12 protein-coding genes are annotated in these 14,856 nt (G+C 62.9%); 4 read left to right on the forward strand and 8 right to left on the reverse strand.

Annotated elements, in window-relative coordinates; all coding sequences use genetic code 11:
• Positions 1 to 40: 40 nt before the first annotated feature.
• Both OW521_RS14905 and istA read right to left on the reverse strand, forming a co-directional pair.
• Positions 41 to 829 carry an ATP-binding protein gene (locus OW521_RS14905; protein ID WP_326493961.1) on the reverse strand — a complete coding sequence of 263 codons (789 nt, stop codon included), beginning with the start codon at positions 827 to 829 and terminating at the stop codon, positions 41 to 43.
• On the reverse strand, positions 819 to 2,387 hold the full coding sequence (istA, locus tag OW521_RS14910; RefSeq protein WP_268020404.1) for an IS21 family transposase: 1,569 nt from the start codon (positions 2,385 to 2,387) through the stop codon (positions 819 to 821). The genes OW521_RS14905 and istA overlap by 11 nt, the downstream gene beginning before the upstream one ends.
• 686 nt (positions 2,388 to 3,073) lie before the next feature.
• On the opposite strand from istA, the gene OW521_RS14915 reads away from it, so the two are divergent.
• The 3 genes from OW521_RS14915 (at position 3,074) to OW521_RS14925 (ending at position 4,760) form a co-directional block, all read left to right on the forward strand.
• On the forward strand, positions 3,074 to 3,277 hold the full coding sequence (locus OW521_RS14915; protein ID WP_268020405.1) for a lipopolysaccharide assembly protein LapA domain-containing protein: 204 nt from the start codon (positions 3,074 to 3,076) through the stop codon (positions 3,275 to 3,277).
• 186 nt (positions 3,278 to 3,463) lie between these two features.
• Entirely contained in the window at positions 3,464 to 4,246 is a 783-nt protein-coding gene (locus OW521_RS14920) for a VOC family protein (protein WP_268020406.1), read from the forward strand.
• 34 nt (positions 4,247 to 4,280) lie between these two features.
• The gene (locus OW521_RS14925) at positions 4,281 to 4,760 is read left to right on the forward strand and encodes a hypothetical protein (protein WP_268020407.1); all 480 of its coding nucleotides are present in this window, start codon (positions 4,281 to 4,283) and stop codon (positions 4,758 to 4,760) included.
• Between the two features lie 411 nt (positions 4,761 to 5,171).
• Here OW521_RS14925 and OW521_RS14930 read toward each other — a convergent pair whose 3' ends face one another.
• On the reverse strand, positions 5,172 to 5,447 hold the full coding sequence (locus OW521_RS14930) for a winged helix-turn-helix transcriptional regulator (protein ID WP_268020408.1): 276 nt from the start codon (positions 5,445 to 5,447) through the stop codon (positions 5,172 to 5,174).
• A gap of 540 nt (positions 5,448 to 5,987) precedes the next feature.
• Between OW521_RS14930 and OW521_RS14935 the strand changes: the two genes are divergently transcribed.
• Entirely contained in the window at positions 5,988 to 7,577 is a 1,590-nt protein-coding gene (locus tag OW521_RS14935) for a sigma-70 family RNA polymerase sigma factor (RefSeq protein WP_268020409.1), read from the forward strand.
• A 181-nt stretch (positions 7,578 to 7,758) separates the two neighbouring features.
• On the opposite strand, the gene OW521_RS14940 is transcribed toward OW521_RS14935, so the two are convergent.
• The 5 genes from OW521_RS14940 to OW521_RS14960 form a co-directional block, all read right to left on the reverse strand.
• On the reverse strand, positions 7,759 to 8,040 hold the full coding sequence (locus tag OW521_RS14940; protein ID WP_268020410.1) for a hypothetical protein: 282 nt from the start codon (positions 8,038 to 8,040) through the stop codon (positions 7,759 to 7,761).
• Between the two features lie 106 nt (positions 8,041 to 8,146).
• Positions 8,147 to 9,070, reverse strand: a complete 924-nt coding sequence (locus tag OW521_RS14945) for a VOC family protein (protein WP_268020411.1) — start codon at positions 9,068 to 9,070, stop codon at positions 8,147 to 8,149.
• Positions 9,071 to 9,201: 131 nt separating this feature from the next.
• Positions 9,202 to 10,161 (reverse strand): class C sortase, encoded by a 960-nt coding sequence (locus tag OW521_RS14950; protein WP_268020412.1) that lies wholly within the window; start codon positions 10,159 to 10,161, stop codon positions 9,202 to 9,204.
• A gap of 98 nt (positions 10,162 to 10,259) precedes the next feature.
• Positions 10,260 to 11,729 carry a SpaH/EbpB family LPXTG-anchored major pilin gene (locus tag OW521_RS14955; protein ID WP_268020413.1) on the reverse strand — a complete coding sequence of 490 codons (1,470 nt, stop codon included), beginning with the start codon at positions 11,727 to 11,729 and terminating at the stop codon, positions 10,260 to 10,262.
• On the reverse strand, positions 11,726 to 14,653 hold the full coding sequence (locus OW521_RS14960; RefSeq protein WP_268020414.1) for a prealbumin-like fold domain-containing protein: 2,928 nt from the start codon (positions 14,651 to 14,653) through the stop codon (positions 11,726 to 11,728). Before OW521_RS14960 ends, OW521_RS14955 begins: the two co-directional genes overlap by 4 nt.
• Positions 14,654 to 14,856: the final 203 nt, after the last annotated feature.

A 14,856-nucleotide genomic window follows, 5' to 3' on the forward strand; every position in this document is an offset into this window, starting at 1 on the left:
GGGCATGCCGGGTTTCAGTGCGCCTGACCAGGGTTTGGGGTTAGTTCATGGGGCGGGTTCCTTTCCCGTTCTGGGCTTGCATGAGCCGGACGGACTCGCCGCTGGTTTGGCAGAGGTGGGCGTGGTGGAGAAGCCGGTCAACGGTCGCGGTGGCGATGGTTTTGGGCATGAGCTCATCGAACCCGGAGGGGTGGATGTTCGAGCTGATCGCCAGGGACCGCTTCTCGTAGGAGGCCTCCACGACGCGGTAGAAGCCCTCGGCCGAGTCCGCGGAAACCGGCAGCAGGCCGATGTCATCGATGCAGATCAAATCCACGTTGGTGGCCCGGGTGATGGCTTTGTTCACGCTGTCATCGATGCGGTGCCGGCGCACGAGCGCACCGAGGTCTTCCATGCTCAGCCAGGACACGGACATGCCCTGGTCGATGGCCTGCTGGCCCAAGGACTCCAGCAGCAGGGTTTTGCCGGTGCCGGAGGGCCCGCACGCGATCAGGTTCTCCCGCCGCCGCACCCATTCCAGCGTCCGCAGGAACGATGTCGTTGCGGCCGGGAGGGTGGACAGAGCCTCGTCCCAGACATCGAAGGTCTTCCCGGAGGGGAAACCTGCGCGTTTGCGCCGGGTGGCCAGCATCGAGGCGTTCCGACCGGTGGCTTCGGCTTCGAGCAGGACACGGACGACCTCGGTGGGGTCCCAGCGCTGGGCTTTCGCGGTGGCCAGGACATCGGCGACGACGGCGCGGGCGTGCGGCATCCGGGTCGTGCGCATAAGCGCGATCACCTGCTCCACCGCCGCGTCGGTCAGGGGCGGGGACATGGTGTCAGCGCTCATCGAGGGCTCCTTCAAAATCGCCGTCAACGACTGGATCGGTGGTCGGGGCGGTCGTGGGTGTCGTGCCGAAATTCGCCCAGGAGCCGGTGCCCTGGCTCAACCATTGGCCCTGGTCGGTGACGGTGCGGGTGGTGCCGGTTGTGTGGCCTGTGCCGCCGGCGGTATTGACGATGGAGCACAGGTCCTCGTGGGTGAAGCGCTGGTGCACCGCTGCCGCCCCGAGGCCCTTGTCGACCTCGCCGGCGCCCAGGACCTTGGCCAGGGTGACGGCGCGTTCCATTTTGTGCCGGATCTTCTGGGTTCCGGCAGCGGCGGCTTCCTTGAGCCAGAGCGCGGCGCCGGCGCCGATGGCCAGGAACTCTTCCTCGGCCTTGTTGGTGGGGCGGATGACCCGTTCGAGGGCACCGGACGGGGCCGGCGGGAAATGGGCGTCGATGATCGCCGGGGTCCCTGGGCGGGTGAGCTGGTGCCGTGCGACCTCCACCGGGCCGGCGTCCCCGACGTGGACGATGACGACCTCGGTCTCGGTGCCGCGGACCCAGACCATCTCACCCATCAGGGTGTGCGGGACGGAGTACCGGGACTGCTGAAAGGTGATCATGGGCGTGTTCGGCGGGACCTGGCGGGTGTGGCCGAAACTGGCCGTGACGGGGGTTTCCGGGACCGGGTGCAGCCGGGGACGTTCGAGAACGCGGAGCATGTCCTTGGGGATCTCCAGAGTGGCCCGGTGAACCCGCGAGTTCACCTCCTCCATGAACGCCTCACACGCAGCCTCCAGCTCGGCGAAGGACCGGTACTCGGGCAGCAGGTTCGTCTCTTTGGGGACGAGGTCGGCTTTGGCGATCTTGACCGCGTTCTCGACCCCGCCCTTGGAGGCCGGGTCGGCCGGGATGCACGTCTGCATGGACGTCGAATAGTGCCTGGAAAACGCCACGATCTGCGCGTTCCGCACGGGGATTCCGGCGACGTGCTCGATCGTGACCGTCTTCTCGTTGTCAGTCAAAATGTAGGTCGGGATCCCGCCGATCAGCCTAAACGTCCGGTCCAGGGCGGCGAAGACGCTCGGCATGGTCTTGTCCCGCAAGGCGATCACGATCCGGAACCGCGAGAAGGCCAGCCAAGCGACGAACAACACGGTCTTCACACCGTCAACCACGGGGCCATCCCCGTAGTCGAACTGGAGCCATAGACCCGGCTCCGGCGTCCAGGGCCGGTGCACGCGCACGTTCCGGGCCCGGTATTTGGCCTTCAGTTCAGCCAGCGTTGTCCTGGTTGTCCGCTCACACCCGGTGAACCCTAGAGCGAGGAGCTTCTCATGCACGACATCACCGCGGATCTTCCCACGGGACTGCTCGACCCAGGAGATCATCTGCGGCAGGAACGGGTCGGTCATCCGGCCGCGGTGCCGGGCCACCGGCGCCTGCGCGCCTTCCTGACGGGCCTTCACATAAGAGCGCACCGTATTGTGTGAAACGCCGCAGATCTTCGCGGCATCCCGGTAGGACCGGGTCAAATCGTAAGCAGCTAAAATTTCCATGAACTCTCCTGGAGACTTCATAACGAGCCCCTTCCTTCCCGCAACGGGTGAAATACACGATTGGCATCGCCATTTCACCGCGGAAGGAAGGGGCTCTCCCCGTAACGACACGAGGAATGGACAAGGGGGAATCCCGGCACGCCAAGCCACCCGTAGTGGCCGACTGCTGTTCAAAAATGCTTGCCGCCGCTGGTCAAAACCACTGCCGCGAACGGTCAATCAGTTTTGCCGTCTCCGGTCAGTTTAAAGTTGCCGCTTACAAACACTGGATACCTCCCTGGAATTGGTGCGGCCTCGGCCGCCGGGTGTTCACATGCGGGAACACCGCCAAGGATCTTGTGTCCACAACCACTGGAACATGACGCCATTGTTCCGAAGTTCGACCCTCCCGGCCGGTCAGCTAACCTGCTTCCGGCCTTCGTCGGCAGCGACGTTCCCGCGCCAGCTCTAGTGCGGGTCCCGAGGGCCTCTACGCGATCAGCAGTGTCCGCAGCTCCACCGCCAATCGTTGGACATGGGAAGCTTCAGACGAGGGAGAATAGCATCATGACTTCAGAAGAGCCGGCGGACCCCGGACATGCCTCTCCTCGGCCAGAATCACCGTCCGGGGCCAAATCCCCGAACCCATCAGCGGTGATGCTGATCGAAATAAGCAGGTCACGAGGACAGCAGTCATTTGGGGGGCCGTAGCGTTCGGTCTTGCGGTGATGGTGCTGTTGATAATCTTCTTCATCCAAAACCAAGACATGATCGCGGTCAAATTCCTTGGCTGGGAAGGCCGCCTGGCCCAGGGAATCGCGTTCTTCATGGCCGCCGTCGGAGGTGGAATACTCGTGGCAATCGCAGGCGGAGCACGAATCCTGCAGCTTCGCCGCAACGAGCGACGACGCCGGAAGACCACGGGCTTGTAGAGCAACGGGTGGAGAATTCCTGAAAATCGGCATTGGAGTTGCGGCACGAAATCTGACTGAAGGCCACTGTAAGGATGTCCGTAGTTTTAACGGACTCCTTGTGTCCCCCAAAGGTGAATTTCCCGGTTCCGGGGAATTCACACAGTGGGTGTGCCACGGGATGTGGCGCGAGTCGAAGGAGTGAAGATGCCTGTTCGTACTGAAAAATGGCCCGAGGGGACGCCGACATGGGCCGATCTTGGAGTCACTGATCTGGATGCCGCCAAGGCGTTTTACACCGAGTTGTTCGGCTGGGAGTACTCCTCCGGCGGTGAGGATTCCGGAGGGTATTGGCTTGCTCATCTTGGTGGGAAATCGGTAGCGGGTTTAGGGCCGAAACAGAATGCGGAGATGCCCACGGTCTGGACCACCTATCTTGGGTCCGACGACGTGGATGCCACTGCGGTGAAGGTGGCCGCAGCGGGCGGGGGTCTTATCGCCCCGCCGTTTGATGTGATGGACTCCGGCAGGATGTCGATCGCCGCGGACAGCGTTGGCGCGGTATTTGGCGTTTGGCAGGCCGGGACTCACATCGGCGCAGAACGAGTCAACGAGCACGGGGCATTGTGTTGGAATGAGTTGCACACACGCGACTACGGCCCGGCCCGGGAGTTTTACGCAAAGGTTTTCGGGTTCAGCTATAAGGACATTGACGGTGACGGCTTTGTCTACTCGACGTTCAAGCGGATCTCGGACGGTGAAGAAGTCGGTGGCATCCACCACGACACGCAGCTTCCCGACGGTGCACCTAACTACTGGTTGGCCTGGTTTGCCAGCGATGACGTCGACGTTACCGCAGCGAAAGCCCGCGAATTGGGCGGGAGCCTCGTCATACCCGTCATGGACAGTCCGTTCGGGCGGATGACGATCCTGCAAGCACCCCAGGGCGAAACTTTCGGGGTCATCCACCTGCCCGACACGCGGGGATAATTTCGTCGTTGAGTAGTTCAACCGATGGACCCCCATGACCGGCGCGGCAGATCTTCAATGTAACGACAAGAATCATACGAATGTGACGCACGCCGACGGGCTGCGCTCCTGGGCCAAAGGCTCCCTCGCTTGCGAGGCGGCCACCGAACTGCTGCTCCGTGGGTTTGGAGGCCGGTTCGCCGCGCCGGGCAATCCCTGGATCGGCACGGACGAATTCAGCGGCGCCTCGTGGATTGATTTCGCCTCTATCCCCGAACATGCCGGCCGCGTCTCCAACGGTGAATGGGCGTTCCTGATGTTCGCCGCTTCCATGGCCGAGGGCGTTCCCGTGAATTTGGCTGAAATCGTGACCGCAGTAAACAGAGAGAGCGTCGCGCTTATGCTGGCCTCGATCGCCCACGCTTCCGGTAGCCATGAACACTCCTGGGAGAGGGCGGACCGGGGTCGGTTGGAGGGCTTCAACCGTCTGCCCGGGCTGTATTCATGGCCGGGCAAGCACGCTGAAGGCCGCTAGGACAGAACTTTCGGACACATCCCGGACGGCCAGCACAGTGACCGGACCATCCGAGCTGGTTCCCGGGAGGCCGGTGGCAAAGATTTTTCCATTGTGGTTCGCGACACGATCCTGATCCTTTCTCTACTTAGTAGGTGGCAGGCATGGGAGTGGTGAAATCCGACAGACTTCATCGATGTGGTGTCCGGGCGGACAGCCATCACTTCACATGACCGGCCCTGTCACGGAGTGCGCGCCGGATCCTGTCGGTGCCGTGTCTGCCTGGACATACGAGCCGATGACTATGATCACGGCAGAGCGCGCGGCCAGGCCTGGACCTGGCCGCACGCTTCTTTCCCGTCGATGTTCACAAACAAGGAGCCTCTCGCGGCCCATTCTCCCCAGACTTATCTGAGCGAGCGTTTCTGCTGATCAGCGGGCATGGCCCGGGCTAAGGGAGAAGTAGGGCGTGAAGCGGGCTCGGGCCCCGGGTGGAATGTTCGAGCGGACGGTCCCGGCTGATTCCAGCCTGAGAAGATGACCATGGACCGTGCTTCTGGACAACCTCACGGCATGGCAGATATCGGCCACTCTACTGGCGCCATTCTTGAGCAAATAGTCGAGTATCAAGGAGCGCGCCGTGGCGGAGCCGGTAGGAGCCTCGGGCGGGAGTGCCGGGTCCATTGTGGGGTAGGGGATTGTAGACATGTCTGCCTCTCAATGCGTCAACGTGTACGAAGCGGGATCTGCTCCGGGCACAGGATTCGCCGGATGCCGTGGAACCTCCCGACATACAAGTGCTGCCTCCTGGTGAAACATGTCGCGGTTCCGCGACCGACGTCGGCGCAGTCCTTGAGGCGGCAGACTCACGGCTGCCGCTCTATGCATCGGGTGTCCGCGAGTCTGGTCTGTCAGACCACGTTTTGTTTGAGGCCCGGACACGGGGGATGTTGCCTTGGTTCACTCGTTTGATGAAGGAATCGAAGGCAGGTATCTGGTTGATGGTTGCCGCGACGGTGGCAATCGCGGCACTGGACGGGCTGGTTGGGGTCGTCCCCATTTTTCGGCCGAGCGGTAAGTCGACCATGTTCGGACTGGTGTTCGCACTCGTATCCGCCGTGTTGTATGCCTTTCCTGCGCATATCGGCGGGGGCTCCTCAATCCAATCGGCGACGGGGCATGAGTTCAATTTGCGGAGAAGTTCCCGGTTAGGCGTCATTTATGGCGCCCGTAGGCCACACAACACATATGGCCAAGAATTCTGAAGCTCTAGGGGAAGTCATGGCAGGTAGGTTTCGGGCAGCTGCGGTCGCCAGTGACCGTGAGCTCATCGCGATGGTTCGCGCCGGGAACGCGGAAGCATATGAAGGGCTTTACACGAGGCATGTATCCATCGCCTCCTCTGTGGCACGGAGGAACGTCGATAACCCAGGTGACGCGGACGACGTCGTTGCGGAAGCATTCCAGGCCGTGCTTCAAAGTCTCAAATCCGGCGGTGGTCCCCGGGAGTTTTTCCGCGCGTATTTACTCTCCGCCGTCACCAGGCTCGCCCATCACACCAACAGAAAGGCACGCCGAACCACCCCGGCAGACATAGAAGCGAACTTCGACCACGATGTGGTGGAGGAGGACCCGGTCATTCGCGCATTTGAGTCGCGGACCGTCACGCGCGCGTATCGCGCACTGCCTGAACGGTGGCAGTCGGTGCTTTGGTATCTGGACGTGGAAGGGATGAAGCCGGCAGCGGTCGCCCCGATCCTGGGGCTCTCTCCCAACGCCGTTTCCGCGCTCGGAGTACGGGCCCGTGAGGGATTGCGCCGCCAGTACCTGCAGTCCCATATCAATGACCCGGAGCGCAGGGGATGCGCGGAGTTCAGGTCCCAGCTGGGGGCCTATCTTCGTGGCGGCCTTTCCAAGAAGAAAGCCTCGGGTGTCCGCAGCCATTTGGATGGCTGCGCGGCGTGCACAGCTGTCCTGATTGAACTTGAGGACGTTCGCGGAACCATGCGGGCCGTGCTGTTGCCGTTGGTCACAGGCATCCCATTGGCGGCCTGGGGCGACGGGTCCAAGGAACTGGGGGAGGCCGGCATCCTGCAGGGAACCTCAACCGGGACCACCCTGGTCAATCCCGTCGTGATGACCGCCGCTGGTGCTCTTATGGCGACGATCATGTTTGGCGGGGTCAGTGACTCAGCCAATCTGACCACGCAGGGCCAGCTTGACGCGCTTGGTGGCGGGACCTCACGTAACGACGTTCCCCCTGGGCCGGTGTTGCCTACACCTGCGCCATCACGGCCCCAAACCGCGGTAACGCCGGCGGCTCAACCGCCCTCCACCCCCGTTACGCCCTCCGGGCCCTCGCCTTCCCTGCCTTTCGAAACTGCGCCGGACCCGGCCCCACAGCCCGCCCCAGCCGCGTCGTCGGCCACGGCTCCTCCGCCCGGGCCTGAACCGGGCATTGTCTCTGATTCGATCCAGGCCGCCGGCGTCCAGGGGAGTGCCTACGTCTCGGATGTTAACGGCGATCCCAGAACCCGGAGCATAGTCGTTGTTTTTTCCATCACAGGCGGTGCAGATCTCGGCACCGCAACCGCAGCCTTCTCGTTATCGAAACACGCCTCGATAGATCCAGCATCCGTAAACGCCCCTTCAGGATGGACCTGCATCGTGAACGCAGCAGATTCCGGCGCACTCACATGCACTACCGACGTCCTCAAGGGCGGAACCGCAGAGTTCCAATTTACGGTCAACACCACAAACAGGGGCCACGGTCACGTGCTTCAATACAGCCTCAACGGTCCAGCCATCGAAACCAACTCATACACGTATGGATTCTGAAATCAGTCCGCGTGCCAAGATTCCCGGCGGTTAAGCCCGAAGGGCGGCCGGATGTGCGGCCTTGAGACGTTTTTTAGTACCGGGAGGAGCTGCGCCGCTTCTCTTTGTGTCGTCGGAACGTACAGGAAAGTGACTGAGCCTCCTATTAGTGCCAGCCGGGGACCATTCGTGTCGCCTGGAGTTAGTCCTTGGGGGAGAAATGAAGGCAACGTTGTTCGCTCGCAAGGGATTCTTCTTCTGCGGAGTGGGGGGCGCCGTGCATCGCGCGGCTTGCTCTCTTGCTGGTGCGCTGGCGCCGGAAAGCCACCGCTACGAGCGGAGCGGTCAGCAACACAAAGACGACTCCGGTCACGGCGAGGGCACCTGACACGGTAATCAGCGCTGCCATGACCATGATATGGATGCCCTCGGTTTCAGAGATCGACGGGCTTAATGCCGAGGCGGCGATCGTGTTCAAGCTCATTGTTTTCCTCTCAAGCTGCCGGTCCGATCCGTGACCTGGCAGACAGGGCGCGGCGGCTGCGAGCCTGGTTCGCAGCCGCCGTTTCCTGGGTCAGACGCCGAGGCACTCACTGACCTGCAGCGTTCCGCCGCGGGCTATGAAGGGGTGTTCGGCGAGCAAGGCGCGGACGGCGTCGAGGGACTCGGCCTGGATGATCGAGTAGCCGGCGATCTCGACGGCGGGAGCGGGCTCGCCCGACGCCAGCTGGGCGACGAAGTTCACCGGCGCGCCGGGGTCGGTGACCGCGCCGCCGGTGGAGGATGGCCATGCGGCCGAAGGGGCTGTCCGTGGGCGGGAAGAGGGTGGCCGCGCCGAGCGCGGCGGCAGCCTCCAGGGTCGCGTCCGGGTCCTGGACCTGGAACCATGTCAGCCAGTAGCTCGGAACACCGTCCGGGAGGTTGGTGTCGTGGGAGATTCCGCCCACGGTCTGGCCGTCCTTGGGACGTTCGAAGGTGGAGTAGACAAACTCCGAGCCGTCTCCGATGTCCGTGTAGCTGAAGCCGAAGACGCTGGCGTAGAACTCGCGTGCGGGCTGGTAGCCGCGGGTGTGAAGCTCATTCCAGCACACGGCCCCGGGTTCGTTGTAGCGGCCGATACCGTGGTGGCCGGTCGACTGCCAGATGCCGAAGGCGGCCCCTGCCGTGTCGAAGGCCACGCTCATGCGGCCCTGGTCCATGACGTCGAACGGCGGCATCATGAGCTGCCCGCCGGCATCGGTGATCTTCGCTGCGGTGGCGTCGGCGTCGTCGACGGCGAGATAGGTGCTCCACACCGAGGGCAGGGGGCCGGCGTTCTCGGGTTTGGGGCCGATGCCGGCCACGGGCGAACCGCCCAGGAAGGCCATGTGGTAGCCGCCCGCTTCCGGGCCGGCATCCTGGATATCCCAGCCGAACAACCGGGAGTAGAAGTCTGCGGCGGCCTTGACGTCATCCACCTGGGCGTCCACCCAGTTCGGGGTTCCCTCGGGCCAGCTTTCGTTGCGAACAGGCATGATGCTCCTTTGAGTATGCGGCGTGGTGCGGCTGGTTTGCTTGGCATACTCAAAGTGGTGCCTATTCGCTGTTTGTGCTGCGAAAAGGGCGCCGCAATTTCACGGCGCCGGCTCCCGATGCGCGTGTCGGGTCACCGGTTTCGCCGGCGGTTCCGGAGGGCGGCGGCCAGGCAGAACGCAAGCAGGCCGCCGATGAAGTAGAGGGCCCAGAACGGGAATCCGATGTTGGTTTGTCGTCCTGCCAGGGTTTTCTGTTCGGGGGCGTCTTTGGGGATGTCTGCGATCCGGGAGGCGTGGACGAGGAGCCGGTGCGAGTTCACGCCGATGGGGGTGCACGTGATCAGGGTGATTTGATCCTCACCCGCGGTGATTTTCAGGGAAGAGATGTCATCCGGTTTGACCACCTCGATCTTGTTCACTTTGTAGAGGAAGGTGTGGTCCATGACTTCGGTGGAGAAGATGTCGCCCGTTTTCGCTTGATGGAGGGGGTTGAAGAGTTCGGCGTTGGGGATTCCCGAATGTGATGTCAGGACGCTGTGTGTACCGGGGCCCCCTACGGGAAGGGAGGATCCGTAGAGATGGCCGACTCCCTTGGCTAGGACGTCGTCGCTGGTTCCGTGGAAGATGGGCAGGTCGATGTTCAGCGAGGGGTATCGGAACCGCCCGATCACGTCATCGTTGGCCACGTTTAACTGGCCCTGGTAGTCCCGCAGTTGCCCTTCCACGGCCGGGGTGGGGGCTTGTGCGGAGTAGGGGTCACGCAGCTGTCCCGGGGGGATGCGGGAGTTGTATTCGCGTGCGCGGTCCAGCACTTTCGTCCGGGCCGAAGGTTCGAGTTGCTCGACTTCCTGGGAGTAGCCGGAAAGCTGGCTGTTGTGGGATATCGAGCTGAACCAGTCCGCTGCTTGTGGGTAGAGGATCAGGCCAAGCCCGATGGCCGCGATCACCATCATTGCCGCGAACCTCCGGTCAGCAAGCCCGGATCGGATGCCGTGGCGTCCAGCCGCCGGTCTCCTGGCTCTGCGGCGACCATTGGGGTCTTTCGGGCCGGGTTCGGAACCCTCCATGAATTCTTCGAGGGTTTGAGTCATTGGAGCCTCTTGCTTTGATGGACGGGAGAGGTGTGGGGCATCCACCAGGTTGGCGGATGCCCCACACCTTGCATCACAGGACGTAGGTCACCGAGGAATTACTTTGCCTCGTTGCGCTTCCGACGGCCAGTGACCATGAAGAGACCAGCACCGGCTAGCACAAGAATCCCGCCGGCTGTCAGGGCCCAGGTTCCCACACCACCGGTGAGGGGCAACTGGAATCCGGCGTTGTGCAGGACGTTGTTGATCGTCACTGTGACGACCGTCGGGTCCGAGCTGGTGACCGTGGTCTGGACCGGCTGGGCGAGCAGTTCGTAACCGGCCGGAGCCTTGGTCTCTACCAGCCAGTACGACTGGTAGCCGGGCTGGCCCGGGCTTACCGCAACCCCGTTGGCCCAGTTGGAGTAGCGCAGTCCGGAGATCACCAGGTTGCCGCTGGCATCGGTGGTCCAGGAGCTGACACCGGCGATGGTGATCGCGTTGGTGCCGGCAAGGGCATCAGCCTGGGTCGGGTACACCGAGAACACGGCGCCGGCCAGGGCAGCCGAGGTCTTGGAGTCCTGCTTGTGAAGGACAATGTCGCCCCACTTGGTAACCACCGGCGGAGTGACGACCGGACCGCCGGGCTGGCCCGGAGCGATCGTGAAGCTGGCCGCGTTCGGGTACACGAGGGCAGTGTTCGAGATCTGGCCGACCGTGTTCACGGTGGTGTTCACAGTCACGACGACTTTGGCCGTGGGGTTGGCGGCAAGGATGGCCCGGCCACTGGCGGTGAAGTCGACCGTGAGGGTGTTCGTGGCGGCGTTGAACGCGATGGTGTAGTCCGTGTTCAACGTCAGTGTGGCGCCGTTAGAGAGCGCTACCGACGAGTTCGTGTACGTCAGTTTCGGGTCGAGCTGATCCACGATCCGGTAGCCATCAATCGGGTTGACATTGGGAATGTCGCCGGTGATGGTCCACTGCACGTTGTCGCCGAGCTTGATGGCCGGGGCGTCCGTGACGGTCTTCGTGGCGCCGGTCACCGCGTTCTTGGGGTAGACGTTGACGTTGTACATCCAGTTGTTCTCGTTCACGGGGTCCGTCATGGGAAGCGTGACCAGGAACGGAGCCGCAGGAGTGACCCCGGCCGGGTAGCCGGTCTCCGTTACCAGGTACAGGCCCAGAGGAAGGTTCGCCAGGGTGGCTGTACCGGTCGCGTCGGTCGTGACCGCGGTGCCCGGGGTGGCCGCCTGCGCTGCGGCCTGGGCCGGTGTCAGGGCTGCTGCGGCAGTCCAGCCCGCGTTGGTCGTCAGGTCAATGTTGTTGACCTTCTGAACCGTGAACGTGACCCCAGCCATGGGGGTCAGGCCCGCTAGCTGGGCCGCAGTCAGTGCCGTTCCGTTGTTCGGCAAGTTGGTCGGCGTGGCCGGCTGCTGGTACTTGTGGATGGTCAGCGTAGCCGTCTTGGACGGATCGATATTCGCAATGTTCGCCGCGTGCGCGCCCCCTGCCCCGAGGGCAAGCATTGCTGCTGAGGCAATTGCGGCTAGCGAAGCAACTATTCTGCGCCTCACCTTCGATGATTTCATCGTTTTCCTTTCTTGTTGTCCCCAGGGAGATGCACGGAGCTGCGCTCAGCAATCTGGGTATGTGGGGTTTTGTCCGCTCGCCTGGCCATGATGAGGGCGAGCGAAGTCATGAGGAGGAGGATCCCGAGAAGGGCACCTCCGAAGAGGCCGGCATTGCCCGGTCCGCCGGCGGCTGGAAGCTTCACTGCCGCCACGTCCAGGACGGTGATGGTCGAACCGTTCACTGTTACAGAGGTGCCGGCCGTGGTTGTATCCAGAGTGATGCTGCCGTTAGCAGACACAGTGAACTTCACGGGAGTAGCCAGGAGCGAGTAGCCGTTCGGGGCCTTGGTTTCGAGCAGCCAGTACGTCCCTGGAAGCAAGTTCCTGACCTCGACCAGTCCGGGGGACCCGGACACGGCGCTGCTCACCCCGACCACCGTGGAGCCCATTTGCCCGGCGGCATCATTATGGATCTCAAAGGTCGAGCCGGTCAGGGGAACGGTGGAACCCTGGGTCGGGCCGGGCCCAGATTTTTGCACGAACAGGTGGCCCGTGGTGGGGTTCGTGGTGAAACACGCAGGGTCAAGCGGGGCTGCGCTGCCGGTCACGCATCGTGCCGGCGGGATGACCCCGTTGCCGGTTGCCCCGTTCTTCAGGGTGACGAGCCACGCATTCGTATTGACGGTCACCGAGTAGGTCAACACCGCGGTGCCGTTGCCCGGGAGGGTGAACGAGGGTGTCACCAGCTTGTTGCCGGCGCCGGGGTCCGGAACTGCGACGGGTGTGCCCCCGTTGATGGTGAGCTTCGCCGAACCGGCTGTGAAGGTGGCGTTGTTCAGTACCTGGCTCAAGTCATCGGTGAGGATGACACCGGTGATGGGATTGACGGTGGAATTGGTGGCGGTCACCGTGTAGGTGATCACCCTGCTCGCAGCCGGGTCGCCGGGGTTGATGTACGTTCCCGAGGCCGGAGAGGCGGTCTTGCCCAGCGTCCACGAGCCCACCGGGTTGACGGTGCAGGTGGTACTGCCGGCCGGGCAGGACGTCGGGGGAGTGGTGGTTGTCGAGGGCGTCAGGTAGTTCTCGACCGAGGCATTACCTGGAGCGCCGGGGTTGTTGACCTTCACCTGGTAGGTCACCACGCTCTTCGCGCCCGCGGCCACCGTGCCGGTAATGCCCAGAGTTGGCGGTGCCGCCCCCGAGTTGTTGGCCACGACCAGGGCAGTCCCGCTCGTGGTGGTCGTGCTGATGGAGTTGGCCACGAAGGTCGTGTCGTCGAGCACGTTCCCGAGCCAGTCGGTGTAACTGACGGCTGCCGGGGCGGTACCGGTTGTGTTGTCGAAGGTCAGTGTGTAGGTGAGTACCTGTCCGGGTTGGACCATGGTCCCGGCCGCGGGGTTCACGCTCTTCGAAGCCACCAAGTTGGGCAGGAGGGCTGTGTTGACGAAGCGGCAGGTGACCTCGGTCGAGACAGTGCTCGATGAAGTCGGGATGCTCGTGCTGTTGACGTTGAATGAGGTCCCGGTGCCGCTCAGGAATGGTGCGGCGGTGAGGTCCGGGGTGTTCCAGCATTTCCAGGTGGTGGTGTATCCGCCGGTTGACGTGGTCTGGGATTCGGAGAACGTGTAGTACACCCCGCTGGCCTGGGCGAGGACGGCGGCCGGGCCCACTTGTTGGCTCTGGACACCCGAGGCGCTGCCGGTGGTGGTGGTGCTTCCCAGGACGGCTCCGTTGCCGGCTGTGTCGCCACGTTTGATGGAGAGGTTGAACTGGTCGCTGGCGCTGACTCGGCCGCCGACGATTTCCTTCTGCAGCTTCACGTGGGGCGGTGCCGGCTGGCATGAGGCCAAATCTTCACCGTTGGGATAAGCCAGTGCTGTTCTGGTCCCTAAGGGCTGGAAGGTGTTGGGGTCGTAGACAGTGACGTTGGTGCTCGTGCCGAGGTTGTGCGACTCGATGATGAGCGCGCCGTTGGAATCGAAGGCGATGCCGTCGTAACCGGGATCGTTGGTCGAATTGCCGATCAGGATGCTGCCCGTGGCATTGGCCACCGTTCCACCCGGGGTGGCGCCCACCCCGGTGATGGTGAAGATATTGACCCTTCCCGGGTACGCCGTCTGTGCGTTGTCGACCTGGGAAACGATGGCGTAAAGATTTCCCTGGCTGTCAAAGGCAAAGTCGCCGTTAAGGGTGGCGGGTACCGGGTCCCAGCTGTTCGTTGTGGAGTTGAAGTTGTATCCCAGGTAGGCAGAGGAGGAAAGCTGAAGCCCGTTGACCACCAAGGTAACGGCCCCGGTTGCCGGATCGTAGCGCCAGATGTACAGGTTGACGGTCCAGCTTGGCGGGTTGCTTCCGGCGACCGGGATGTCCTTGTAGCCGCCGAAGTAGTATGCGCCGTCGACGGGGTTGACCGCGCCGGCTACGGTGCCGCCACCGATCGAAGTATTGACATTTGTGATAAGAACCGGGGCGGGATTGGTTGCGGTGGGATTGTAGGAGTAGAGGTTGACAGATCCCGAGAGACGATCGACGTAGTACAGAATTCCCGTCTGGGGGCTGACGCCGAGCGCGTTTGCATTGGTGAGGGGAGTGCTGGTGTTGGCCATCTGGTAGTCGTACACAGGGTTGTTGGTGGTGGGATCCACGTGCGATCGGTAGATCCCCCCGGACTGACCGATGGCGTAGAAGACGTTGGGCGCGCACACCTGGGAAACCGTCAACGCCATTGGCAGCAAGGCCGTGCCGGCGTTCGCCGGGACAGACTGCCCGGCCGGAACCTGTGGGGACCCCGCGGCGTTCGCAGCCGCGGGCATCGCCAAGAGCTGAACTAGAAGGACCAGAACAGTGGTAAGGCCCAGGATCAGCCGTGACAGGGAGCGGTGCGTCTTCGGGAGTAGCCCAGCGGGGTCCTTGAAGACACAGGAGAAAGTCTTGACGGTCATCAGGAACCGCCCCTGATCCCAGGCCTTGCTGTGGTGAATTTGTTCAATTTCACCGAACACCTCACTAGTAGTAACGACCAGGCCCACGCCCGGAACTTTGCGTCTGACTGGTTAGTAGTCGCACCCGACCGAACGTGACGACGATCTGGTAGGAAACTCTCAACTTTTTCCCAGGGCACCTGAGGATGGTCATGTAAAATTCG

This window comes from Arthrobacter sp. MMS18-M83, assembly GCF_026683955.1.
Lineage (GTDB): Bacteria > Actinomycetota > Actinomycetes > Actinomycetales > Micrococcaceae > Arthrobacter.

What these genes read in the sequence shown, in the direction of transcription:
- OW521_RS14905 (WP_326493961.1), bottom strand. Translation starts at nt 829, where the DNA reads ATGAGCGCTGACACCATGTCCCCGCCCCTGACCGACGCGGCGGTGGAG.
- istA (WP_268020404.1), bottom strand. Translation starts at nt 2,387, where the DNA reads ATGAAGTCTCCAGGAGAGTTCATGGAAATTTTAGCTGCTTACGATTTG.
- OW521_RS14915 (WP_268020405.1), top strand. Translation starts at nt 3,074, where the DNA reads ATGGTGCTGTTGATAATCTTCTTCATCCAAAACCAAGACATGATCGCG.
- OW521_RS14920 (WP_268020406.1), top strand. Translation starts at nt 3,464, where the DNA reads ATGCCTGTTCGTACTGAAAAATGGCCCGAGGGGACGCCGACATGGGCC.
- OW521_RS14925 (WP_268020407.1), top strand. Translation starts at nt 4,281, where the DNA reads ATGACCGGCGCGGCAGATCTTCAATGTAACGACAAGAATCATACGAAT.
- OW521_RS14930 (WP_268020408.1), bottom strand. Translation starts at nt 5,447, where the DNA reads ATGTCTACAATCCCCTACCCCACAATGGACCCGGCACTCCCGCCCGAG.
- OW521_RS14935 (WP_268020409.1), top strand. Translation starts at nt 5,988, where the DNA reads ATGGCCAAGAATTCTGAAGCTCTAGGGGAAGTCATGGCAGGTAGGTTT.
- OW521_RS14940 (WP_268020410.1), bottom strand. Translation starts at nt 8,040, where the DNA reads ATGAGCTTGAACACGATCGCCGCCTCGGCATTAAGCCCGTCGATCTCT.
- OW521_RS14945 (WP_268020411.1), bottom strand. Translation starts at nt 9,070, where the DNA reads ATGCCTGTTCGCAACGAAAGCTGGCCCGAGGGAACCCCGAACTGGGTG.
- OW521_RS14950 (WP_268020412.1), bottom strand. Translation starts at nt 10,161, where the DNA reads ATGACTCAAACCCTCGAAGAATTCATGGAGGGTTCCGAACCCGGCCCG.
- OW521_RS14955 (WP_268020413.1), bottom strand. Translation starts at nt 11,729, where the DNA reads ATGAAATCATCGAAGGTGAGGCGCAGAATAGTTGCTTCGCTAGCCGCA.
- OW521_RS14960 (WP_268020414.1), bottom strand. Translation starts at nt 14,653, where the DNA reads ATGACCGTCAAGACTTTCTCCTGTGTCTTCAAGGACCCCGCTGGGCTA.